Source organism: Shinella zoogloeoides (assembly GCF_033705735.1).
Classification (GTDB): Bacteria; Pseudomonadota; Alphaproteobacteria; order Rhizobiales; family Rhizobiaceae; genus Shinella; species Shinella zoogloeoides_A.
Genome location: NZ_CP131130.1, coordinates 788,395 through 810,677 on the forward strand (window position 1 = coordinate 788,395; position 22,283 = coordinate 810,677).

The window sequence follows — 22,283 nt, forward strand, 5'->3', positions numbered from 1 at the left end:
CAGATCGCAATCTCATCCGGTGAACGGAAGCCCGGTAGCCGAGTCCGCTGCCTTCGCGGCCCGCACCTTCGAGCGCATCTGCCAGAGCGAGTGGGCGAGGAGGGCGAGGATGAGGATGGAGCCGCCGACGAGGGTCTGGGTGGTGGGCGTTTCGGCGAAGACGATCCAGACCCAGATGGGCGCGAGTACCGTTTCCACGAGATAGAACATGCCGACTTCCGGTGCGGAAAGGTAGCGGGGTCCCGTTGCGAGGCACCAGAAGGCGAGGGGAAGCAGGACGAGGCCGTTGAGGAGAATATAGACGGGGTCCGCGACGACGAGGCCGCCTTCGGGCAGCAGGAACAGGCCGACGATGCCCGACGTGGCGGAGGCGATCAGCGGTACGAAGCCCATGTCGGCGCCGCTGCTGCGGCTGAGCGTCAGGGCGCATGCCAGCATCAGCGCGGAACAGGCGGCCATCGCATCGCCGAAGAGATTGCCGCTGGCAAGGCCCTCGTGCACGATGAGAATGACGCCGAAGACCATGGCCGCCATGGTCAGCAGCGTCGCGTTGGCCGGCCGCTCCCCGAGGAAGATCCAGGAGAGAATGGCGGCGAACATCGACGTGAAGGCGAGGATGAAGACGACATTGGCCGTCGTCGTGTTGAAGACGGCGAGCATGAAGGTCAGCGAGTTGACGCCGTAGAAGAGGGTGATCAGCAGACCCTTGCGGCCGGGCACGAGCACGGTCTTCCGGCGAAGCACGAAGTTCAGCCCCGCCCACAGGACGAGGGCCATCAGGAAGACGGAAAGGTTCCGCAGCACCAGCATCGACCAGAACTCGCCATGGGCCGAGCGGATCAGCGGGATGTCGAAGGAAAGCGCGAGACCGCCAACGGCGGTGATGAGAAGGCCCTTGCGGTGAAGGGCGGGATCGTTGGCTGAGGACACGGCGGGACCGAAAGTGAACTGGAGCGTTTCCAGCCGGAGCGGCGTCGCTTCGGCGTCGGATAATGCGGTTAAAACAAGAATCTAGAATATTTCCGGCGAGCCGGAAATGCACTAGGGAGCGGTATCGTCTCCTTCATAGCGCTCCCAGCCGCGCGGCATCAGGTGCTCCTGCGGCAAAAACTTTGTTTTATAGTCCATCTTCCGCGATCCCTTCACCCAGTAGCCGAGATAGACATGCGGCAGGCCGAGCGCCCTGGCGCGGCGGATATGGTCGAGGATCATGAAAGTGCCGAGCGAGCGGTGGGTCAGTTCCGGATTGTAGAAGGAATAGACCATGGAAAGGCCGTCGCCCATGCGGTCGGTCAGCGCCACGGCGAGGAGCTCGCCCTGCGGCCGTTCCTTGAGGCCGGCGCCTTCCTCGCGCAGGCGATATTCGATGACCTTGGTGTGGACATGCGTGTCCTCCACCATCATCGCATAGTCGAGCACGGACATGTCCGACATGCCGCCTTTCTGGTGGCGGGCGTCGAGATAGTGGCGGAAGAGCGAATATTGCTCGCTGGAGGGCTCGGCCGGATATTCCCGCGAGACGATGTCGCCATTGGCGGCCAGCACCCGCCGCATGCTGCGTCGCGGCTCGAACTCGTTGACGAGGATGCGCACGGAAATGCAGGCGCGGCAGGATTCGCAGGCCGGGCGATAGGCGATGTTCTGCGAACGGCGGAAGCCGCCCTGGGTGAGGAGATCGTTCAGCTCCGGCGCGCGCTCGCCCACGAGGTGGGTGAACACCTTTCTCTCCATCTCCTGCGGCAGATAGGGGCAAGCCGCCGGCGCGGTGAGATAGAATTGCGGAGAGGATGTTGCCTGCGTGTTCATTTGCCGTGAAGCGACTCCGTCGCCATGTGACACTTCTATGCCAATACCATGGCGCAGTTCGGAAAAAGGTCAACTGCCGCAAGGCCCTTCCCCCTGCAATCGCCATGGGGAGGGCCGTTGCGGAGCGATGGGGCCGGTGGCTTGAGGGCGATCCGGCCGGTCAGTAGCGGTCGCGGCGGACCATAACGGTGCCGAGCAGCAGGTCGTGCAGCAGGCGGCCGCGATCGGTGAAGAGGCCAACGAGCACGATGAACGGCGTCAGCAGCGCATTGCCGATCCAGAACAGCACGAGATGGACGATCGCCGTCAGGAAATCGACCGGCCGGCCGTCGACGCGCGCGAGCGCGAGGCCCATGACGTTCATGCCGGCGCTCGCCTGGCTCGGGCCGCCCATCGTCAGGCCGAAATAGAGCATGGCGACGATGACGAAGAGCGAGGGATAAAGGAAGAAGCCGAGGCCGAAGGTCAGGATGCCGAGGAAGAAGACCACCACGGCGGCCGGAATCCAGAGGAGCGCGATGATCGCATAGTCGATCAGGAACGCGAACACCCGGCGCGACAGCACGCCGCGATAGGCCTGCCAGTCCGTCGTCGGAACCCGCGTCTCGTTGAAATCAGCGCTCATCTGCCTGTCTCCCGAATGGAACATGCCCTCCATATGGGATGTCGTCGGCGGAAAACAACAGATCGGAACCAATAGGCGCTTCCCGGGCATGGCGGTGATAGGACGAACGGGGATGGCATTTAACGCGCCGATCCGCATTCGAAAGGAAACGACATGAAACCGTCGGAGAATACTCCGTGGCTCCTCGTCAGTGGTGACCTGCGCAAGGATACTCCATTCTTTTCCTCGCTGGGCTTTCTGGCGGCGATTCTTCAGTTTGTCGCCTATGACTATTTCGACAAGGCGGACTGGGGCGGTATCCTGCTGCTGGAGCATGTCGCCTTCCATTCCATAGCATTCTCGATCCTGTTTCTGTGGACTGGAAGGCTGATTTTGGAGTGGCAGGGCAACCGGCGCGCAATGGCCTATCTACGGGATATGGTGCACAATGTGGCAACAAGAGCCGTCGGCTTCGCTTCGGTGGCGGCCGCGGTTCTTTTCGGTTTTGCAATCATGCCTGCGATCACCGGCGCCTTCTGGCATGCCGGCATGTTCATGCTTTGCGGCCTTTACTTCGTCTGCCTTGCCGAGGTTGCGGCAAACCCGCTGCCCGGAAAGGGAGACTCGAGGAGCCACCCCTTTGCGATCGGCGTGGTTATCGGGATGCCATTCGCTCTGTCACGGATTGCGTTGTAGCTTGAGGGGCGCTCAGCCCTTTTTAGCCAGATGCCGCGCCACGTCCATTGCGAAATAGGTGAGGATGCCGTCGCAGCCGGCGCGCTTGAAGGCGAGCAGGGTTTCGAGCATGACGCGCTCGCCGTCGATCCAGCCGTTCAGCGCCGCGGCCTTGATCTGGCTGTATTCGCCCGAGACCTGATAGGCGAAGACCGGCAGGCCGAACGCCTCCTTCATGCGCCAACAGATGTCGAGATAGGGAAGGCCCGGCTTGACCATCATCATGTCCGCGCCTTCCTCGACGTCGAGCGCGGCGTCGCGCATCGCCTCGGTGCCGTTGGCGGGGTCGATGTAATAGGTCTTCTTGTCGCCCTTCAGCAGGCCGCCGGTGCCGATGGCGTCGCGGTAGGGGCCGTAGAAGGCCGAGGCGAACTTCGTCGCATAGGCCATGATGCCGACATCCTGGTGGCCCGCCGCATCGAGCGCCCGGCGGATCGCGCCGACGCGCCCGTCCATCATCTCGGACGGCGCGATAATGTCGGAGCCGGCATCGGCCTGGATCACGGCGGCCCGGGCGACCAGCTCGACCGTCTCGTCGTTGACGATCACATCGCCGCGCAGCACGCCGTCATGGCCGTGGCTGGTGAAGGGATCGAGCGCGACGTCGGTGATGACGCCGATATTCGGCACGGCCTTCTTGATGGCCCGCGTCGCCTCGTTGATGAGGTTGTCGGCCGCAAGGCTGTGCGAGCCCGTCTCGTCGCGCAGGTTCATATCGATATTGGGGAAGGTGGCGATGGCGGGAATGCCGAGGTCGGCCGCTTCCCTGGCGGCTTCCACCAGCCTGTCGACGCTCATGCGGTTGACGCCGGGCATCGCCGCGACGGGATCGACGACATTCGTGCCCGGCACCACGAAGACCGGCCAGATGAGATCGTCCACCGTCAGGCGATTCTCCTGCACGAGCCGGCGGGTCCAGTCGGCCTTCCGGTTCCGCCGCATGCGGCGGTGGCCGGTGATTTCGTCGACGATGTTCCTGCTGCCGGTCATGATGTCATTTCCTTGCTGGTCCGTTTGGCGCGTCTTATCACGCCGCCCGCGTCAATCAAATCGCGAGCGGGGAGGGGAGTGTGCGGCATATGGCCGTGCATGACGCGTTTTGCAGGCTTTATGCCGGCGGTGCTTGCCCTTACTGTCCCCACCATGGTTGCTGATTCTGCCAAGGGCCCAAGACCGAGCCTGACCGAGACGCTGTTCGCGCTGTTCCTGCGGCTGGTGGCGGTGGCCTCGCTGTGGTTCGCGCTGCAGTACTGGGCCATGCTGACGGGCTTCTCCCTTGATGGGAGAGGACGGTTCGATCTGCTGCCGCCGGCCTGGAAGGCTGCCTCGACGGCGCTTGCCGTGCTCTTCCCAGTCGCGGCCGTCGGCCTCTGGCTGCTCGTCTCCTGGGGACCCGTGATCTGGCTGATCGCCGCAGCGACGGAAATCACGATGCACGAGGTCTATCCCTCCATCTTCGGCATCAACCGGCTGCTGGTCATCATGCATGTCGCGGTGGCTGTCATGTTCCTGCTTTTCCGCGTCGCGCTCTTCATCCAGCGCCGCCGCCAGGCCCGCACGGTAAGAACTGATTCACCCTGAGACAGGGTCGCTCTCCGGTAAGGCGCTGTTAAGGCTGCGGTTTAAGTAGAATTTTAGATGCATTCGCTAGGTTCTCACTCAAGGCGGGAAAACAAACCACACCGCCAAACAAAACAGTGAGGCAGAGAACCATGAACACCAAGATGAAGCCGCAGCAGGCCCCGGTCGTCGATCCGCAGGAAGATGCGATCCGCAACCTCTATCTGGAATCCCTTCACCTCGTCGAGCGTCTGCACCGTCGCCTGCTCGATGTCATCAAGGACGAATTCGACCGCGCCGGTCGCTCCGACGTCAACGCCGTCCAGGCGCTGCTCCTCTTCAACATCGGCAATTCCGAGCTGACCGCCGGCGAGCTGCGCTCGCGTGGCTACTACCTCGGCTCGAACGTCTCCTATAACGTCAAGAAGCTGGTCGACCTCGGCTTCATCAACCACCAGCGCTCGCGCATCGACCGCCGCTCGGTCCGTATCAGCCTGACGGAAACCGGCCAGGAAGTCGCCGAGACCGTCGCCAAGCTCTACGAGCGCCATATCGGCTCGATCCAGAAGGTCGGCGGCATCGGCGAAGGCGAATTCAACCAGATGAACAAGCTGCTTCAGCGCCTCGACCGCTTCTGGAACGACTCGATCCTCTATCGCCTGTAATCCCCGGGCGTTCTTTTCGACCTCCTCCGAAAGCCGGCCGCGTTCCCTGCGCGTCCGGCTTTTCACGTTTTCGTTTGCGGCCGGCCCGCAGCCTCCGAGACACGAATTGGCCATATTGCTGTGACACCCGGACGATGGGCTCAGGTATGCGCGGGCGGCAGGGCCGGTTTGCGTTTGTTAACCCTGTTCGTGATAGCTGCATCGGGTATGGACCCTTCGGTCCCCCGTGCCGCGTGCACCTCGCCGCTCGATGTGGCGTCTCAGGAGATGGTAGGATAGATGTCTCGCAAAACCGGATTTGATGTGTTCTCGCGCCGCGCATTCCTGCGTTCGGCCGCAACCTTCGGCGCCGCTGCCCTTGCAGCGCCCGCGTTTGCCCAGTCGGCGATGGACGACATTCTGGATGCATCGCGCCGCGGCAACTGGGACGACCAGTTCGACGCCAAGGCCTCGCGCAGCGCCGACGCCGTCGCCTCGAACAATCCGATCCTCGGCCCCGGCGCCGTGCCGAACATCCAGCAGGCGATCGCCGACTACCAGCAGATCGTATCCGCCGGCGGCTGGCCGGAAGTCTCCTCGGCCCAGAAGCTGCAGATCGGCGTGGTCGATCCCGGCGTCCAGACCCTGCGCCAGCGCTTGATGATCTCCGGAGACCTGTCGCGCGAGGCGGGTATCTCCAACGCCTTCGATTCCTATGTCGACGGCGCGGTGAAGCGCTTCCAGGCCCGCCACGGCCTGCCGCAGGACGGCGTGCTCGGCGAATTCTCGCTGAAGGCCATGAACGTGCCGGCAACGACGCGCCTCAACCAGCTCAACACCAATCTCGTGCGCCTGCAGACGATGTCCGGCGATCTCGGCCAGCGCTACGTGATGGTCAACATTCCGGCTGCCTCCGTCGAGGCGGTGGAAGATGGGCGCGTCGTGCTGCGCCATGTCGCCGTCGTCGGCCGCAGCAGCCGCCCGACGCATATCCTCAATTCGAAGATCTACGACGTCACCCTCAATCCCTACTGGACCGCGCCGCGCTCGATCGTCGAGAAGGACATCGTGCCGCTGATGCGCAAGGATCCGACCTACCTCAAGCGCAACAACATCCGCCTGATCGACGGCAGCGGCCGTGAGGTCGCGCCGGAGACCGTGGACTGGTTCGCCGACAAGGCGCCGAACCTGATGTTCCGTCAGGACCCGGGCAAGATCAACGCCATGGCGTCGACCAAGATCAACTTCCACAACACGAACAACGAATACATGCACGACACGCCCCAGCAGGGCCTGTTCAACAAGCTGATGCGCTTCGAATCGTCCGGCTGCGTGCGCGTGCAGAACGTCCGCGACCTCATCACCTGGCTGCTGCGCGACACGCCCGGCTGGTCGCGCCAGCAGATCGAGAAGGTCATCAACGACCGCGTCAACACGCCGATCAAGCTGGCCGTCGAGGTTCCGGTCTATTTCGTCTACATCAGCGCCTGGTCGGCCCGCGACCGCGTCGTGCAGTTCCGCGACGACATCTACCAGATGGACGGCGCCACCGAACTCGCCCTCCAGACCGGCTACGGCATGGAAAAGCCGGCCGGCTCCCCGGACGATGACCTGCTGCCGCAATAAGGCTATTTGTCTGACTTTTCGAAGGCCCCGCTTCCCTCTGGAACGCGGGGCCTTTTTCCTTCCGGCTTTCTGCCGTCTGTCGTTTTTATCCCATAAGACGCGCCGAAATGGCGCAAACCGTGGAGCGGATATTGCCCTTGCCATGCGAGGACGTTAAACACCGTGCCACCCACCCTTAAGGAGCCTCGAGGATGAGCCAGTCTTCCGCCACCGACGTTTTCTTCACGCGTTCCCTTGCCGACACCGATCCGGAGATTTTCGGCTCGATCCAGAAGGAACTCGGTCGCCAGCGCCATGAGATCGAACTGATCGCCTCGGAGAACATCGTCTCGCGCGCCGTGCTCGAAGCCCAGGGCTCGATCATGACGAACAAATATGCCGAAGGCTATCCGGGCAAGCGCTACTATGGCGGCTGCCAGTTCGTCGACATCGCGGAAGAGCTTGCCATCGAGCGCGCCAAGAAGCTGTTCGGCGTCAACTTCGCCAACGTCCAGCCGAATTCCGGCTCGCAGATGAACCAGGCCGTCTTCCTCGCGCTGCTCCAGCCGGGCGACACCTTCATGGGCCTCGATCTCAATTCGGGCGGCCACCTGACGCACGGCTCGCCGGTCAACATGTCCGGCAAGTGGTTCAACGTCGTGTCCTACGGCGTGCGTGAGGGCGACAATCTGCTCGACATGGACGACGTCGCCGAGAAGGCCCGCAAGAACAAGCCGAAGCTCATCATCGCCGGCGGCACCGCTTACTCCCGCATCTGGGACTGGAAGCGCTTCCGCGAGATCGCCGATGAAGTCGGCGCCTATCTGATGGTCGACATGGCGCATATCGCCGGCCTCGTCGCCGGTGGCCAGCATCCGTCGCCGTTCCCGCATTGCCACGTCGCGACCACCACCACGCACAAGTCGCTCCGCGGCCCGCGCGGCGGCGTCGTGCTGACGAACGACGAGGACATCGCCAAGAAGATCAACTCGGCCGTCTTCCCGGGCCTGCAGGGCGGCCCGCTCATGCACATCATCGCCGCCAAGGCCGTCGCCTTCGGCGAGGCGCTGCAGCCGGAATTCAAGGAATACGCCGCGCAGGTCGTCAAGAATGCCAAGACGCTCGCCGAGACGCTGAAGGCCGGCGGCCTTGACATCGTTTCGGGCGGTACCGACAATCACCTGATGCTCGTCGATCTTCGCAAGAAGAACGCGACCGGCAAGCGGGCGGAAGCCGCTCTCGGCCGCGCCTATGTCACCTGCAACAAGAACGGCATCCCGTTCGACCCCGAAAAGCCCTTCGTCACCTCGGGCGTCCGCCTCGGCACGCCGGCCGGCACGACCCGCGGCTTCAAGGAAGCCGAGTTCAAGGAGATCGGCAGCCTGATCGTCGAGGTTCTCGACGGTCTCAAGGTCGCCAATTCCGACGAGGGCAATGCGGCTGTCGAAGCTGCCGTCCGGGAGAAGGTCGTCGCACTGACGGGCCGATTCCCGATGTATCCCTACATGTAAGCAGGATCAGAGAATGCGCTGCCCCTATTGCGGTTCGGAAGATACGCAGGTGAAGGACTCCCGTCCCGCAGAGGACGGGGCCGCCATTCGCCGCCGGCGCATCTGCCCGGATTGCGGCGGTCGGTTCACGACCTTCGAACGGGTGCAGCTGCGGGATCTGATGGTCGTCAAGAAGACGGGCCGCAAGGCCCCCTTCGACCGCGACAAGCTGCTGAAATCCTTCGAGATCGCGCTTCGCAAGCGGCCCGTCGACCGGGACCGCATCGAACGCGCGGTCTCGGGCATCGTCCGCCGGCTCGAAAGCTCCGGCGAGACGGAAATCGCCTCGGAAGAAATCGGCCTCCAGGTGCTGGAGGCGCTGAAGGCACTCGATGACGTGGGCTTCGTGCGCTACGCCTCGGTCTACCGCGATTTCTCCCATGTCGACGACTTCGAGAAGATCCTCGCCGAGGTCGCCGCCAAGATCGCCCGGGATCCGGGCGCCGACGGCTAGATGTCTTCTCAGGCGGAAGATAAGCGCTTCATGGCGGCGGCGATCCGCCTCAGCCGCCTCAACCTTGGCCTGACCTCTACCAATCCCTCCGTCGCCTGCCTGATCGTCAGGGACGGCGTGGTCGTCGGTTCGGCCGTCACCGCGCCGGGCGGAAGGCCGCATGCGGAAACGCAGGCGCTCGCCGAGGCGGGCGCGGCGGCGCGCGGTGCGACAGCTTATGTCACCCTTGAACCCTGCTCCCACCACGGCAAGACGCCGCCATGCTCCGAGGCGCTGATCGCCGCCGGCATCGCCCGCGTCGTCGTGTCGGTGACGGACCCGGACGAGCGCGTCGCGGGCAGGGGCCTTGCCATGCTGCGCGATGCCGGCATCGCGGTGGAGACCGGCGTTCTGGAGGAAGCCGGCCGGGAGGCCCTTGCCGCCTACCTGAATCGACAGACGAAGAAGCAGCCCTATGTGACTCTGAAACTTGCCGTTTCCGCCGACGGCATGCTCGGCCGGCTGGGCGAGGGACAGGTGGCGATCACCGGCCCGGTGTCGCGCGGACAGGTGCATGTGCTGCGCGCCGAGACAGATGCGATCCTTATTGGCATCGGCACGGCGCTCGCCGACGATCCGGAACTCACCTGCCGCCTGCCGGGCCTCGAGGCCCGCTCGCCGGTGCGTATCGTGCTCGATCCGCGGCTGGAACTGCCGCCGGCCTCGAAACTGGCGCAGACGGCGCAAACGGTGCCGGTCATCGCCGTGACGGAAAGGGACCGCAGGGACGATCCCGGCTTCCTCGCGCGCCAGGCGGCACTGGAGGCGCTCGGCGTCGAGGTGCTGATCTGCGATCCGCGCAAGCTCGACGCCCTGTTGACGGCGCTGGCGACGCGCGGCATCTCCTCGCTGCTGGTGGAGGGCGGCGCGCGCACGGCACAATCCTTCCTCGATGCCGGCCTCGTCGGCCGCATTTCGCTCTTTACCGGGCCCAAGGCCATTGGCAAGGACGGGGTCGCATCCCCATTTGTGTCCGGGCGGATGCCGGACGGCTTCTCGCTTCGCCACACGGCGCGCTACGGCGCGGATGTCCTGCAAGAATACGAAAGAGACGATTGATGTTTACCGGCATTGTCACGGATATCGGAACGGTCGAGAAGATCGAGCCCATGAACGAGGGCGTCCGCCTGCGCGTGCGCACGAACTACGACCCCGCCACCATCGACATGGGCGCCTCCATTGCCCATTCGGGCACCTGTCTCACCGTGACGGCACTGCCGGAGGAGGGCACGAATGCCCGCTGGTTCGAGGTCGAGGCCTGGGAAGAGGCGCTGCGGCTGACGACAATCGGCACCTGGACGGCCGGAACGCGCATCAACCTCGAACGGTCCCTGAAGATCGGCGACGAACTCGGCGGCCACATCGTCTCCGGCCATGTCGACGGCAAGGCGGAAATCCTCTCGGTCGAGGCGGAGGGCGATGCCACGCGCTTCCGCATCCGCGCGCCGGAAGGACTGGAGCGCTTCGTCGCCCCGAAGGGCTCCGTCGCGCTCGACGGCACCTCGCTCACCGTCAACGCGGTCGATGGCGCGGTCTTCGACGTGCTCCTCATCCGCCACACGCTGGAGGTCACCACCTGGGGCGAGCGCAAGGCCGGCGATTTCGTCAATTTCGAGGTCGACACCATGGCGCGCTACGCCGCCCGGCTGGCGGAATTCCCTGCGCCGAAGGCGTAGGAGAGAACCTTCCGAAGCAGGCGCATTGGCTCGTCCTCGCCGGTAAAAGGCCGGCGGACGGGCAACAGGGTTGCGTCCGGTTGCATCCGGGCGTGACCGCGGCGTGACAATCTCGAGGTTCGTTGCGAAACGGCACAGGAAATCGGCGGCAAGCCATCTCCGAGGTAACGATATCGATACTTCTGCGCTCCTAGGGTGCGGCATCGGACCTGGGGACGCTCGTGCATGATGCCGGACTATAACACTCTTCTCCTGGCTATCGGGCTGGCGGGCTTCTGCCTTTCCGCCACTCTGTTCGCCACGTGGATGTCCGCCCAGGTCGAGCGCTTCCTGCTCTCCTGGTCCCTCGGCATCGGCTGCATCGTTCCGGCCGTCGTGGTCTACAGCATCTATTTCGACAACCCCGACTTCCGGATCGGATGCCTTGCCTTCGCGCTTCAGTTCCTCGGCTTCGCCTTCATCTATGGCGCGGCCTATCGTTTCCGCACGGGCCGGCGCGGCCGCGGCCGCATCCTCGCCGCCTTCCTCGCGAGCTCGGCCATTGCTCTCCCCTGGCTGGTGGCCGGCTATGACGGCGCAGGCTTCGTCGCGCTCAACCTGTTGATCGCTGCGGCGCTGGTCGCCACGGCCGGCGAATACTGGCGCGGCCGGGACGAGGCGCCGCTGCCGCTCACCGGCATGGTCATCCTCTACCTGCTGACGGCGCTGTCCTTCATCCTGTGCGCCGGCGTGCTCATTCACGATGGCCGCATGGTGCTCGGCCATGCGCCGGACAACTGGGCGGAAAACCTCAATCTTGTCGTGGCGATCATGGGCATAAGCGGCATTGGCGCCATGTCGCTGGCGCTCAACCAGTGGCGTGTCGCCCGCAACCACCAGCGCGCCGCCAATACGGATGCGCTGACGGGCCTTCTCAATCGGCGGGCGCTCTTCGACCGCTACGGCGAGGAGACGGTCGGTGCGCACCGGGCGGCCATCGCCTTCGACCTCGACAGCTTCAAGTCGGTCAACGACCGCCACGGCCATGCGGCCGGCGATGCGGTGCTGAAGGCCTTCGCCGCGGTGCTGTGCGATGCCTGCGGCGCGGCGGCCTGCGTCGCCCGCCTGGGCGGAGAGGAGTTCGTCGTGGTGCTGGACCGCACGCTGCCGCACCGGGCGCAGCACATTGCCGAATGCATCCGCGCCGATTTCGCGGCCAAGCTGATCCCCATCGGCGGGCGCTCCATAAGCTGCACCGTGAGCGCCGGCATCGCCTTCGGCAACGAGGCCTGCGCGAGCTTCGATTCCCTCCTCAGTAACGCCGACAAGGCGCTCTACGAGGCCAAGCGCGGCGGCCGCAATCGCGTGTCGCTCGCCGCCTGAGATCAGGCGCCGGGCTCGTCTTCCCGGTAGCCGACGGTTCCGTCCTCCGAAGGGCCGGCCATGCGGGGAGGGCGGAAAACGCCGCAGGGGGCGGAAAACGCTTGCCAAGCCCCGTCCGTCGTGGTTTGACCGCCGCTTCCGCCCGCAATTGCGTGGCCTGCTTCCAATTTTCAGGTGATTCATGGCCAACACCGATAATCCCCATCTCCTCATCGTCGAGGCCCGCTTCTACGACGACATGGCCGATGCGATGCTCGACGGCGCCAAGCACGCGCTCGACGCGGCCGGCGCGACCTACGACATCGTGACCGTCATGGGCGCGCTCGAAATCCCGGCCGCCATCTCCATGGCGCTCGACGGCATGGAAAATGCCGGCACCTGGTATGACGGATTCGTCGCGCTCGGCATGGTCATCCGCGGCGAGACCTACCATTTCGACATCGTCGCCAACGAATCCTGCCGCGCGCTGATGGACCTCTCCGTCAGCGAGGCCCTCCCCATCGGCAACGGCATCCTGACGGTCGAGAACGACGAGCAGGGCTGGGCGCGCGCCCGCCGCTCGGAAGGTGACAAGGGTGGCTTCGCGGCCCGCGCGGCGCTGACCATGATCGAGCTGAAGAAGAAACTGGGCGGCGAACAGTGACCACCGAGAAGAACCAGCAGCCGGTGAAACCGGCCAACCAGCGCGGCGCGGCGCGCCTTGCCGCCGTGCAGGCGCTCTACCAGATGGATATCGGCGGCACCGGCGTGCTGGAGATCGTCGCCGAATACGAGGCGCACCGCCTCGGCCAGGAACTCGACGGCGACACCTATCTGAAGGCGGACCCCTCATGGTTCCGCTCCATCGTCTCGGGCGTCGTGCGCGACCAGCGCCAGCTCGATCCGCTGATCGGCGCGGCGCTGCAGGACGACTGGGCGCTGTCGCGCCTCGATTCGACGGTCCGCGCCATCCTGCGCGCCGGCACCTTCGAACTGCGCGAGCGCAAGGACGTGCCGGTCGCCGTGATCGTCACGGAATATGTCGAGATAGCCAAGGCGTTCTTCGAGGACGAGGAGCCGAAGCTGGTGAACGCGGTTCTCGACCGCATCGCCAGGCAGGTTCGGACGGATACACGCAAGTAAACGGTAGGCACGATGAGCGTCGGCACGGTCGAAGGTCTTGAACGGGAACTGTCGGCCGCGCGCCGCAACGTCTTCCTGCTGATGTTCGCGCAGGCGCTGCTCGCCTCGTCCGGCCCCATCGTCTTCTCCGTCGGTGGCCTTGCCGGCTACAACCTGCTCGGCGCGGACAAGTCGCTGGCGACCGCCCCGCTGACCGGCTTCAATGTCGGCGTGGCGCTCGGCGCCGTTCTCGTCGCCATCGCCGCGCGCCTGCTCGGGCGCGCCTACGGCTTCGTCGTCGGCGCGCTGGTCGGGGCGAGCGGCGGGCTGATCGCGGCCATCGCGCTCTTCCGCGGCGATTTCTGGCTCTTCGCCCTCGGCTTCATGCTCGTCGGCATTTCCAGCGACTTCGCGCAGAAGATCCGCTTCGCCGCGGCCGATGCCTCGCCCTCGTTCTACAAGCCGCGCGCCATCTCCTGGATCCTCGCCGGCGGCGTCATTTCGGCAATCCTCGGCCCGCAGGTCGTCATCCTCACCAAGGACCTCTTCGAGCCCGTGCTCTTCGCCGGCGCCTTCGTGGCGCTCGCGCCGCTCTGCGGCCTCGCCATCGTCCTGTTCTTCCTGCTGCGCCTGCCCGACCACAAGGCGGCCGGCGCCGCCAGCGGTGCGCCCGTGCGGCCGCTGCGCGAGATCGTGCTGACCCAGCGCTTCCTGACCGGCATGGTCTGCGGCATTTCCTCCTATGCACTGATGACCTTCATGATGACCGGCGCGCCGCTCGCCATGGTCATCGGCTGCGGCTTCTCGCCGGAAATGGCGACGCTCGGCATCCAGTGGCACGTACTTGCCATGTTCGCCCCGAGCTTCTTCACCGGCATGCTGATCCAGCGCTTCGGCACGGAAAAGGTGGTCGCCGCCGGCCTCATCATCCTCATGGGCTGCGCCGGGGTCGCGCATATGGGCATCGCGCTGTGGAATTTCTGGGGTGCGCTCATCCTGCTCGGCATCGGCTGGAACTTCGGCTTCATCGGCGCCACCGCCATCGTCGCCTCCAGCTATCGCCCGCACGAGGCCGACAAGGTGCAGGGCTTCCACGACATCATCCTCTTCGGGGCGGTGGCGCTCGCCTCCTTCTCCTCCGGCAAGGTGTTCAACACCTATGGCTGGCAGGCGATCAACCTGATGTTCTGGCCCATCACCGGCGTCAGCCTCGTTCTGGTACTGCTCCTGCTTTTGCGCACGCGCCGCGCTGCCGTCTAATCGGTTCGCACCGAGCCGCCTCGAAAAATCCGTTTTTTAGAAGCGCTTGCCGCGGTGCAGCGGCTTGACGCAACCGATTCGCAAACGCACTCTGGCCGCGCCGGTTTCCACTTGTGAGGAGGCAAGGGGAGTTGGCGCTTTTCGGCTGCGGGGAGAGGACCCCGGAGCCTCCAAGGAGGACAGAGCGAAATGACCATATTGTTTGGCGTTATCGCATGCGGGTTGCTCTCGGTGGTCTATGCCATCTGGGCGACACAGTCGGTGCTGGCCGCCGACCAGGGGAATGCCCGCATGCAGGAAATTGCAGGTTATATCCGGGAAGGGGCGCAGGCCTATCTCACCCGGCAGTACAAGACCATTGCCATCGTCGGGGTCGTCGTCTTCATCGGCACCTGGCTACTGCTTTCCGCAACGGCCGCCATCGGTTTCCTGATCGGCGCCGTGCTGTCGGGCGTTGCCGGCTTCATCGGCATGCATGTTTCCGTCCGCGCCAATGTGCGCACGGCGCAGGCCGCGTCCGTCAGCCTGTCCTCCGGCCTGGACATCGCCTTCAAGTCGGGCGCGATCACCGGCATGCTGGTGGCGGGTCTCGCGCTTCTCGGCGTCTCCATCTACTACTGGATCCTGACCGGCGTCCTCGGCCAGGAACCGGCCTCGCGCGAGGTTATCGACGCGCTCGTCGCGCTCGGCTTCGGCGCATCGCTGATCTCGATCTTCGCCCGTCTCGGCGGCGGCATCTTCACCAAGGGTGCGGATGTCGGCGGTGACCTCGTCGGCAAGGTCGAGGCCGGCATTCCCGAGGACGACCCGCGCAACCCGGCCACCATCGCCGACAATGTGGGCGACAATGTCGGCGACTGCGCCGGCATGGCCGCCGACCTCTTCGAGACCTATGCGGTGACGGTCGTCGCCACCATGGTCCTCGCGGCGATCTTCTTCGCGGCCACGCCGATCCTCGCGAGCGCGATGATCTATCCGCTCGCCATCTGCGGCGCCTGCATCATCACCTCGATCATCGGTTCCTTCTTCGTCAAGCTCGGCTCGAACGGCTCGATCATGGGCGCCCTCTACAAGGGCCTCATCGTGACGGGCGTGCTTTCGGTCCTCGGCCTTGGGGCCGCGACGTCGCTCACGGTCGGCTGGGGCAGCCTCGGCACGGTGGCGGGCAAGGAGATCACCGGCACGAACCTCTTCATCTGCGGCCTGCTCGGGCTTCTGGTGACGGCGCTCATCGTGGTGATCACCGAATACTATACCGGCACCAACAAGCGCCCGGTGAACTCCATCGCCCAGGCGTCCGTCACCGGCCACGGCACGAACGTCATCCAGGGCCTTGCCGTCTCGTTGGAATCGACGGCGCTGCCGGCGATCGTCATCGTCGGCGGCATCATCGCCACCTACCAGCTCGCCGGCCTCTTCGGCACCGGTATCGCCGTCACAGGCATGCTCGGCATTGCTGGCATGATCGTGGCGCTCGATGCCTTCGGCCCGGTTACGGACAATGCCGGCGGCATCGCCGAAATGTCCCACCTGCCGCCGGAGGTGCGCAAGTCCACCGACGCGCTCGACGCCGTCGGCAATACGACCAAGGCCGTCACCAAGGGCTACGCGATCGGCTCGGCCGGCCTCGGCGCGCTGGTGCTTTTCGCCGCCTACTCGAACGACCTTGCCTATTTCGCGGCGAACGGCGACAAATATCCGTATTTCGCGGATATCGGCACGATCTCCTTCGATCTCTCCAACCCCTACGTGGTGGCCGGTCTCATCTTCGGCGGCCTCATCCCCTACCTCTTCGGCGGTATCGCGATGACCGCCGTCGGTCGGGCGGCGGGTTCCATCGTGGAGGAAGTACGTCGGCAGTTCCGCGAGAAGGCCGGCATCATGGCCGGCACCGAGCGGCCGGATTACGGCCGCGCGGTGGATATCCTGACCAAGGCGGCGATCCGCGAGATGATCATTCCCTCGCTGTTGCCGGTGCTGGCGCCGCTCGTCGTCTATTTCGGCGTGCTGCTCATCTCCGGCTCGAAGGCCTCGGCCTTCGCGGCGCTCGGCGCCTCGCTGCTCGGCGTCATCGTCAACGGCCTGTTCGTGGCGATCTCCATGACCTCCGGCGGCGGCGCATGGGACAATGCCAAGAAGAGCTTCGAGGACGGTTTCGTCGACAAGGATGGTACCCGTCACCTGAAGGGCTCGGAAGCCCACAAGGCCTCCGTCACCGGCGACACGGTCGGCGATCCCTACAAGGACACGGCCGGCCCGGCTGTGAACCCGGCGATCAAGATCACCAATATCGTGGCCTTGCTGCTGCTCGCCGTTCTCGCCTGATCCGGACGGCGATCAAACAAAAACCCGCGGGGAGCGATCCCCGCGGGTTTCTTGTTTCATCCTTCCGGATGGGCGTCAGTTGTTGCCGCCCAGCATGCTCTTCATGACGCTGCCGGGGTTCGCGCCGCCGCGCAGAAGCTGGCCGAGGAAGGTCGTTTCGGCGCCGCCCGTCGGTGTGACGCGGGCGATCATGTCGAAGACCTTGCCGTCCTGCAGGGTGTAGTTCGCGAGGCGCTCCACATTGCCGTCCTTGTCGAAATAGACGGCGAGCACGCTCTGCTCGATGACCTTCGGCTTCATGAAGGCGGCCGCGCGCCTGCGCTTCTGCGAGATGTAGTAGAAGACTTCGTTGTCGAACGTCGCGGTCGAGGATGGCGTGCCGAGCGAAAGCAGAACCTGCTCGCGCGAGGAGCCAACGGGTGCGAGCGCCAGCGTTTCCTGGTCGACGACATAGCCCTGATAGAGGACTTCGCTGGGGCCCTGGCAGGCCGTCAGAACGGATGCGGAGAGGGTGACGGCAATGGCGGCGTTACGCAACAGCTTCATATTCGCAGAATCTCTCTTCACAACATCCCCGGGACGATGATGGCCGCGCAGCCATTGCAATTCATGCCTGCTTCGGTAAACCAGCTTCGACCGTCATGCAACATGACTTGCGACGGCACCATGGTTTGAATCGGGCAAAACTAGGCTTTATGATGATTTTCGGCCTGTTCGGCAAAAAAAACGGCAACCGGCGCATCGTCGAAAAGCAGTATGCGACCCTGACAAAGGCGGCGCGTCATCCCTATCTCTATGAGAGACTTGACGTTCCTGACACGGTCATGGGGCGTTTCGAGATGCTCTCGGCCATGCTGATCCTTTACTTCCGGCGCACGCGTGTAAGCGCCACGTCGGGCCAGGAGATCGCTCAGGAGATCGTCGACGCCTTCTTCGAGGACGTTGACCATTCGATTCGCGAGCTTGGCGTGGGCGATGTCGGCGTGCCGAAGCGCATGAAGAAATTCGCCGGCATGTTCTACGGCCGGCTGGAATCCTATGCCGCCGCACTCGATGCCGGCGACCGCGCCGCGCTTGCCGAGGCGCTCCGCCGGAACATCCATCCGGCGGCGGGTCTTGAGGCTCCCTCAATGGAGGGACTGGCGGAGTATTTCGTCGCCGTCGAGAAGGCGATGGGGGAGGCCGGTGAAGATGTGGTCCGGGCCGGCCTGCTCGAGGTGATCGAGCCCGGCACCGAAGAAAACGCCGCCTGAAGCGGCGAGGGACATGTGATGAAGAAAGACGACGACGCGCCATTCTCCTACCCCGTGAAGGTGGGCCATATCTCGGCCAACCCGGTCGAGGTGACGATCAGCGCCGATGCAGAGGAAAGGGCCGGCCTCGCCGGGCTCTGGTCGGTGCTCGAGGTGAAGGCGCTGTCGGCGACCTTCCAGGTCATGCGCTGGAAGCGCGACGGCGTGCGCCTCAAGGGGCGCGTGACCGCCGATATCGTGCAGGCCTGCGTCGTGACGCTCGACCCGGTCGAATCCCATATCGACGAGCCGGTGGAAGTGGTCTTCGTGCCGGAGGGATCCAAGCTGGCGCGCCTGCCGGTCTCGTCCGAAACCGGCGAGATGCTGCTCGATCCCGATGGTCCCGATGCGCCGGAAGTCTTCACCGGCGACACCATCGATGCCGGCGTGGTGGCCGCCGAACATGCGGCGCTCGCCATCGATCCCTATCCCCGCAGGGCCGATGTCGCCTTCGGCGACCACATCGAAAGCACGGACAAGGACGATCGCAAACCGTCGCCCTTCGCCGTTCTGAAGGATTGGAAAAAAGACTGAACGGCCCGGCAAGCGCCCGATAATTCAGTTGTGCACCCGGCGAAAAGCGGTATTTTGGCCGAATTCCGCTGTAGTGACCCCTCTGCCGTTGGAACAAGAATCAAGGCTAGTAAGGCAAGACTCGCGTGGTCAGAATATCCGTCGATGTCATGGGTGGCGATTTCGGTCCGAAGGTCGCCATCCCGGGCGCAGCCAAGGCTCTCGAACGACATCCCGAGATCCGCTTCGTACTTTATGGCAATGCCGCCGAATGCGAGCCGCTTCTGGCGCAGCATCCCAAGCTGAAGGCTGCAAGCACCTTCCATCATTGCGACGTCTCCGTCGCCATGGACGAGAAGCCGAGCCAGGCGCTGCGCCGCGGCCGCGGCAAGTCCTCCATGTGGCAGGCGATCGATGCGGTGGCGAAAAACGAGGCCGATGTCGCCGTCTCCGCCGGCAATACCGGCGCGCTGATGGCCATGTCGAAGTTCTGCCTGCGCATGATGGCCAATATCGAGCGCCCGGCCATCGCCGGCATCTGGCCGACCCTGAAGGGCGAGAGCATCGTGCTCGACATCGGCGCGACGATCGGCGCCGATGCGAGCCAGCTCTTCGACTTCGCGCTGATGGGCGGGGCCATGGCGCGCGCGCTGTTCGAGATCGACCGGCCGACGCTCGGCCTCCTCAATGTCGGCGTCGAGGAGATCAAGGGCCAGGAAGAGGTCAAGGCCGCCGGCCAGCTCATCCGCGAGGCCAATTTCGACACGATTGAATATTACGGCTTCGTGGAAGGCGACGATATCGGTCGCGGCACGGTGGACGTGGTGGTCACGGAAGGGTTTTCAGGAAACATCGCCCTGAAGGCGGCGGAAGGCACGGCGCGGCAGATCGCCGAATACCTGCGCGCGGCCATGTCGCGCACCTGGCTTGCCAAGCTCGGCTACATTCTCGCCAAGAGCGCCTTCGACCGCGTGCGCGAGAAGATGGACCCGCGCAAGACGAACGGCGGCGTGTTCCTCGGCCTCAACGGCATCGTCATCAAGAGCCATGGCGGCACGGATGCCGAGGGCTTCGCCGCGGCGGTGGATGTCGGCTACGACATGGTCCGCAACGGCCTCAGGGACAAGATCGAACGGGATTTGCAGAAGTATCACGCGGGCCGGCCTGTCGAAGGCGCCCCGGGCGTGACCGACGAGGTATAGGATGATTCGTTCAGTGGTTCGCGGTTTCGGAACGGCGCTTCCGAAACGGGTGCTCACCAATGCCGAACTGGAAAGCATGGTCGACACGTCCGACGAATGGATCGTGCAGCGCACCGGCATCCGCCAGCGTTACATCGCCGGCGAGGGCGAGACGACCGCTTCGCTCGGCGAGGGCGCTGCCCGCGCCGCGCTGGACAATGCCGGCCTCACCGCCGCCGACATCGACCTGATCATCGTCGCCACCTCCACGCCGGACAACACCTTCCCGGCGACGGCCGTCAACATCCAGAACCGCCTCGGCATGTCCCATGGCTTCGCCTTCGACGTGCAGGCGGTCTGTTCGGGCTTCGTCTATGCCGTGACGACGGCGGACGCCTATATCCGCGGCGGGCTTGCGAAGCGCGTCCTCGTCATCGGCGCGGAGACCTTCTCGCGCATCCTCGACTGGACCGACCGCACGACCTGCGTGCTTTTCGGCGACGGCGCCGGCGCCATCGTGCTGGAAGCGCAGGAAGGGGCGGGGACCAATGCGGACCGCGGCGTCCTGTCGACGCAGCTTCGCTCCGACGGCGCGCACCGCGACAAGCTCTTCGTCGACGGCGGCCCGTCCACCACCGGCACGGTCGGCCATCTGCGCATGGAGGGCCGCGAGGTCTTCAAGCATGCGGTCGGCATGATCACGGACGTCATCGTCTCGGCCTTCGACGCCACCGGCTTCACCGCCGAGGACGTCGACTGGCTGGTGCCGCACCAGGCCAACAAGCGCATCATCGACGGTTCGGCCAAGAAGCTCGGAATCCCGCTGGAGAAGGTCGTCATCACCGTGGACCAGCACGGCAACACCTCGGCGGCATCGATCCCGCTGGCCCTTGCGGCGGCGGCCGCCGACGGCCGTATCAAACAGGGTGACCTCGTCCTTCTGGAGGCGATGGGCGGCGGTTTCACCTGGGGTGCGGTGCTGCTTCGCTGGTAAGGTGAGACTGCGCAGCAGGCCCGCTTGACCCGAGGGGGCAAGGACAATACTCTTCCGCCACTTAACCATAGGCTTTCAATAGGAAATCGGTGAGGAGCGATGAGCGGTAAGACGGTGACACGCGCAGATTTGGCCGAATCGGTTTTCCGGAAGGTCGGCCTTTCCAGAACAGAATCCGCGGAGCTTGTCGAAACCGTGATCGACGAGATTTGCAACGCCATCGTGCGGGGCGAGAGCGTGAAGCTCTCCTCCTTCGCGACATTCCAGGTTCGTGACAAGAACGAGCGCATCGGGCGAAATCCGAAGACCGGCGAGGAAGTGCCGATCTCGCCGCGCCGCGTCATGACCTTCAAGGCGTCCAATGTTCTCAAGCAGCGGGTGCTGAAGGCCCATCTCGCGCGCAAGGCGAAGCAGAAGCCCGCTTCTCCCGCGTCCTGAGCGATTTTCCCGCCTGTTGCCGGGCATTAGCAATTTGAAACTTGAATATCGCCCGGCAACCCGCTGAAATGAATACGATTCGGCGGCACGCTTCTCGTGCGCCGACGTGAGCTTTCATCGAGGGTAGAATGGACAAGAGTCCGGACGCTTTCCGCACCATCAGCGAGGTCGCCGACGATCTCGACCTGCCGCAGCATGTGCTGCGTTTCTGGGAAACGCGCTTTACGCAGATCAAGCCGATGAAGCGCGGCGGCGGGCGGCGCTACTATCGCCCGGAAGACGTCGATCTCCTCAAGGGCATCCGCCACCTGCTCTACGACCACGGCTATACGATCAAGGGCGTGCAGAAGCTGCTCAAGGTCAATGGCAACAAGTTCGTCGCGGCGATCGCCAGCGGCGACCTTGCGACCGTCGAGGCGCTGGCGGCCGCCAGCCATGAGGAGCCGCCCCCGCCGAAGGCCGGCAGCGACGAGGACCAGATCGTCGGCCGCGCCAAGGCGCCGGCCAGCCGCCGCTTCTTCTCCTTCGTCGGCGGCGGCGAGGAGACACCGGAAATCTCGCTCGGCAAGACCAGCGTCGGCAAGGAGGACCGCGCCCTCCTGCAGGAGGCGCTCTACGATCTCCTGGAATGCAAGCGCCTGCTCGACCAGGTCCGCTGAACCGCGGAAATCCCCGAAAAGAAAAAGCCCCGCACTATGGCGGGGCAAAACAAGCGTCACGCTTGGCTCTGTGACGCGGGGGAGTTGCTCGCAAAATGACAAGCGAGCAGGAACAGTCTTAGACTTTGGTCTAATGGCCGGGAAGGTCTGATTTGACGAATCCGGTACGCTTGCGAAAAGAATCCTGTCTTGGAAGCGTCATGCGCTTGCCAAGCTCCGCCGTGAGGACGAAGGCCGCGTACCCGATGCAGGGACGCCGCCGTCCTCGGCAGGAAATTCGAATTGCCGATGACGAAACATCCCGAATTGGCAATTTTGGGCTTGCATCCAAATGCCCGAGACTATAGGGGTTTGCGCGGTCCGGAATGTAGCGCAGCCCGGTAGCGCACTTGACTGGGGGTCAAGGGGTCGTGGGTTCGAATCCCGCCATTCCGACCATTCTCTCCCCTCATAGATTGCATTTGAAGTTCCGCATGGAACTTTAC

The 22,283-nt window shown here is 64.6% G+C and carries 24 protein-coding genes and 1 tRNA gene; 20 read left to right on the top strand and 5 right to left on the bottom strand.

What is annotated here, in order from left to right:
• Positions 1–12: 12 nt before the first annotated feature.
• The 3 genes from ShzoTeo12_RS03850 to ShzoTeo12_RS03860 form a co-directional block, all read right to left on the bottom strand.
• A complete protein-coding gene (locus tag ShzoTeo12_RS03850; RefSeq protein WP_318911337.1) occupies positions 13–930 on the bottom strand; it encodes a DMT family transporter in 918 nt (305 codons plus the stop codon).
• A gap of 111 nt (positions 931–1,041) precedes the next feature.
• The gene (locus ShzoTeo12_RS03855) at positions 1,042–1,806 is read right to left on the bottom strand and encodes an arginyltransferase (protein ID WP_318911338.1); all 765 of its coding nucleotides are present in this window, start codon (positions 1,804–1,806) and stop codon (positions 1,042–1,044) included.
• Positions 1,807–1,966: 160 nt separating this feature from the next.
• Positions 1,967–2,431 (bottom strand): RDD family protein, encoded by a 465-nt coding sequence (locus ShzoTeo12_RS03860; RefSeq protein ID WP_119258774.1) that lies wholly within the window; start codon positions 2,429–2,431, stop codon positions 1,967–1,969.
• 153 nt (positions 2,432–2,584) lie between these two features.
• On the opposite strand from ShzoTeo12_RS03860, the gene ShzoTeo12_RS03865 reads away from it, so the two are divergent.
• Positions 2,585–3,106 (top strand): hypothetical protein, encoded by a 522-nt coding sequence (locus tag ShzoTeo12_RS03865; protein ID WP_318911339.1) that lies wholly within the window; start codon positions 2,585–2,587, stop codon positions 3,104–3,106.
• A 12-nt stretch (positions 3,107–3,118) separates the two neighbouring features.
• Here the strand turns inward: ShzoTeo12_RS03865 and hemB are convergent, their stop codons facing one another.
• A complete protein-coding gene (gene hemB / locus ShzoTeo12_RS03870; RefSeq protein ID WP_119258772.1) occupies positions 3,119–4,135 on the bottom strand; it encodes a porphobilinogen synthase in 1,017 nt (338 codons plus the stop codon).
• Positions 4,136–4,288: 153 nt separating this feature from the next.
• Here hemB and ShzoTeo12_RS03875 point away from each other — a divergent pair, with 153 nt between their 5' ends.
• From ShzoTeo12_RS03875 to ShzoTeo12_RS03930, 12 genes are all read left to right on the top strand, one after another.
• Positions 4,289–4,726, top strand: coding sequence for a DUF6163 family protein (locus ShzoTeo12_RS03875; protein ID WP_413251139.1), 438 nt, complete (start codon positions 4,289–4,291; stop codon positions 4,724–4,726).
• 131 nt (positions 4,727–4,857) lie between these two features.
• Positions 4,858–5,370 (top strand): transcriptional regulator LdtR, encoded by a 513-nt coding sequence (gene ldtR, locus ShzoTeo12_RS03880; protein ID WP_119258771.1) that lies wholly within the window; start codon positions 4,858–4,860, stop codon positions 5,368–5,370.
• Positions 5,371–5,649: 279 nt separating this feature from the next.
• A complete protein-coding gene (locus ShzoTeo12_RS03885; protein WP_119258770.1) occupies positions 5,650–6,975 on the top strand; it encodes a L,D-transpeptidase family protein in 1,326 nt (441 codons plus the stop codon).
• Between the two features lie 191 nt (positions 6,976–7,166).
• Positions 7,167–8,465: a serine hydroxymethyltransferase gene (glyA, locus tag ShzoTeo12_RS03890; protein ID WP_119258769.1), complete on the top strand. Its 1,299-nt coding sequence runs from the start codon at positions 7,167–7,169 to the stop codon at positions 8,463–8,465.
• Between the two features lie 13 nt (positions 8,466–8,478).
• Complete coding sequence (gene nrdR / locus ShzoTeo12_RS03895; protein ID WP_119258768.1) at positions 8,479–8,958, top strand: transcriptional regulator NrdR; 480 nt, start codon at positions 8,479–8,481, stop codon at positions 8,956–8,958.
• Positions 8,959–10,056 (top strand): bifunctional diaminohydroxyphosphoribosylaminopyrimidine deaminase/5-amino-6-(5-phosphoribosylamino)uracil reductase RibD, encoded by a 1,098-nt coding sequence (gene ribD / locus ShzoTeo12_RS03900; protein ID WP_318911341.1) that lies wholly within the window; start codon positions 8,959–8,961, stop codon positions 10,054–10,056.
• Entirely contained in the window at positions 10,056–10,673 is a 618-nt protein-coding gene (locus ShzoTeo12_RS03905) for a riboflavin synthase (protein ID WP_318911342.1), read from the top strand. Before ribD ends, ShzoTeo12_RS03905 begins: the two co-directional genes overlap by 1 nt.
• A 225-nt stretch (positions 10,674–10,898) precedes the next feature.
• Positions 10,899–12,035 (top strand): GGDEF domain-containing protein, encoded by a 1,137-nt coding sequence (locus ShzoTeo12_RS03910; protein ID WP_318911343.1) that lies wholly within the window; start codon positions 10,899–10,901, stop codon positions 12,033–12,035.
• A gap of 181 nt (positions 12,036–12,216) precedes the next feature.
• A complete protein-coding gene (ribH, locus tag ShzoTeo12_RS03915) occupies positions 12,217–12,678 on the top strand; it encodes a 6,7-dimethyl-8-ribityllumazine synthase (protein WP_119258764.1) in 462 nt (153 codons plus the stop codon).
• Positions 12,675–13,157, top strand: coding sequence for a transcription antitermination factor NusB (gene nusB / locus ShzoTeo12_RS03920; protein WP_119258763.1), 483 nt, complete (start codon positions 12,675–12,677; stop codon positions 13,155–13,157). The genes ribH and nusB overlap by 4 nt, the downstream gene beginning before the upstream one ends.
• A 12-nt stretch (positions 13,158–13,169) precedes the next feature.
• A complete protein-coding gene (locus ShzoTeo12_RS03925) occupies positions 13,170–14,396 on the top strand; it encodes an MFS transporter (protein WP_318911344.1) in 1,227 nt (408 codons plus the stop codon).
• A gap of 189 nt (positions 14,397–14,585) precedes the next feature.
• Positions 14,586–16,721 (top strand): sodium-translocating pyrophosphatase, encoded by a 2,136-nt coding sequence (locus ShzoTeo12_RS03930; protein ID WP_318911345.1) that lies wholly within the window; start codon positions 14,586–14,588, stop codon positions 16,719–16,721.
• A 75-nt stretch (positions 16,722–16,796) separates the two neighbouring features.
• Here ShzoTeo12_RS03930 and ShzoTeo12_RS03935 read toward each other — a convergent pair whose 3' ends face one another.
• A complete protein-coding gene (locus tag ShzoTeo12_RS03935) occupies positions 16,797–17,267 on the bottom strand; it encodes an outer membrane protein assembly factor BamE (protein ID WP_119258760.1) in 471 nt (156 codons plus the stop codon).
• 152 nt (positions 17,268–17,419) lie between these two features.
• Here ShzoTeo12_RS03935 and ShzoTeo12_RS03940 point away from each other — a divergent pair, with 152 nt between their 5' ends.
• From ShzoTeo12_RS03940 to ShzoTeo12_RS03970, 7 genes are all read left to right on the top strand, one after another.
• Positions 17,420–17,974, top strand: a complete 555-nt coding sequence (locus ShzoTeo12_RS03940) for a ubiquinol-cytochrome C chaperone family protein (protein ID WP_318912368.1) — start codon at positions 17,420–17,422, stop codon at positions 17,972–17,974.
• 18 nt (positions 17,975–17,992) lie between these two features.
• Positions 17,993–18,547, top strand: coding sequence for a DUF177 domain-containing protein (locus ShzoTeo12_RS03945; protein WP_318911346.1), 555 nt, complete (start codon positions 17,993–17,995; stop codon positions 18,545–18,547).
• 125 nt (positions 18,548–18,672) lie between these two features.
• On the top strand, positions 18,673–19,728 hold the full coding sequence (gene plsX / locus ShzoTeo12_RS03950) for a phosphate acyltransferase PlsX (RefSeq protein ID WP_119258758.1): 1,056 nt from the start codon (positions 18,673–18,675) through the stop codon (positions 19,726–19,728).
• A gap of 1 nt (position 19,729) precedes the next feature.
• A complete protein-coding gene (locus ShzoTeo12_RS03955) occupies positions 19,730–20,701 on the top strand; it encodes a beta-ketoacyl-ACP synthase III (protein WP_318911347.1) in 972 nt (323 codons plus the stop codon).
• Positions 20,702–20,800: 99 nt separating this feature from the next.
• Entirely contained in the window at positions 20,801–21,139 is a 339-nt protein-coding gene (locus ShzoTeo12_RS03960; protein ID WP_064329714.1) for an integration host factor subunit alpha, read from the top strand.
• 128 nt (positions 21,140–21,267) lie between these two features.
• A complete protein-coding gene (locus ShzoTeo12_RS03965; RefSeq protein ID WP_119258756.1) occupies positions 21,268–21,798 on the top strand; it encodes a MerR family transcriptional regulator in 531 nt (176 codons plus the stop codon).
• Between the two features lie 361 nt (positions 21,799–22,159).
• Positions 22,160–22,236 (top strand) — tRNA-Pro (locus ShzoTeo12_RS03970).
• Positions 22,237–22,283 lie beyond the last annotated feature (47 nt).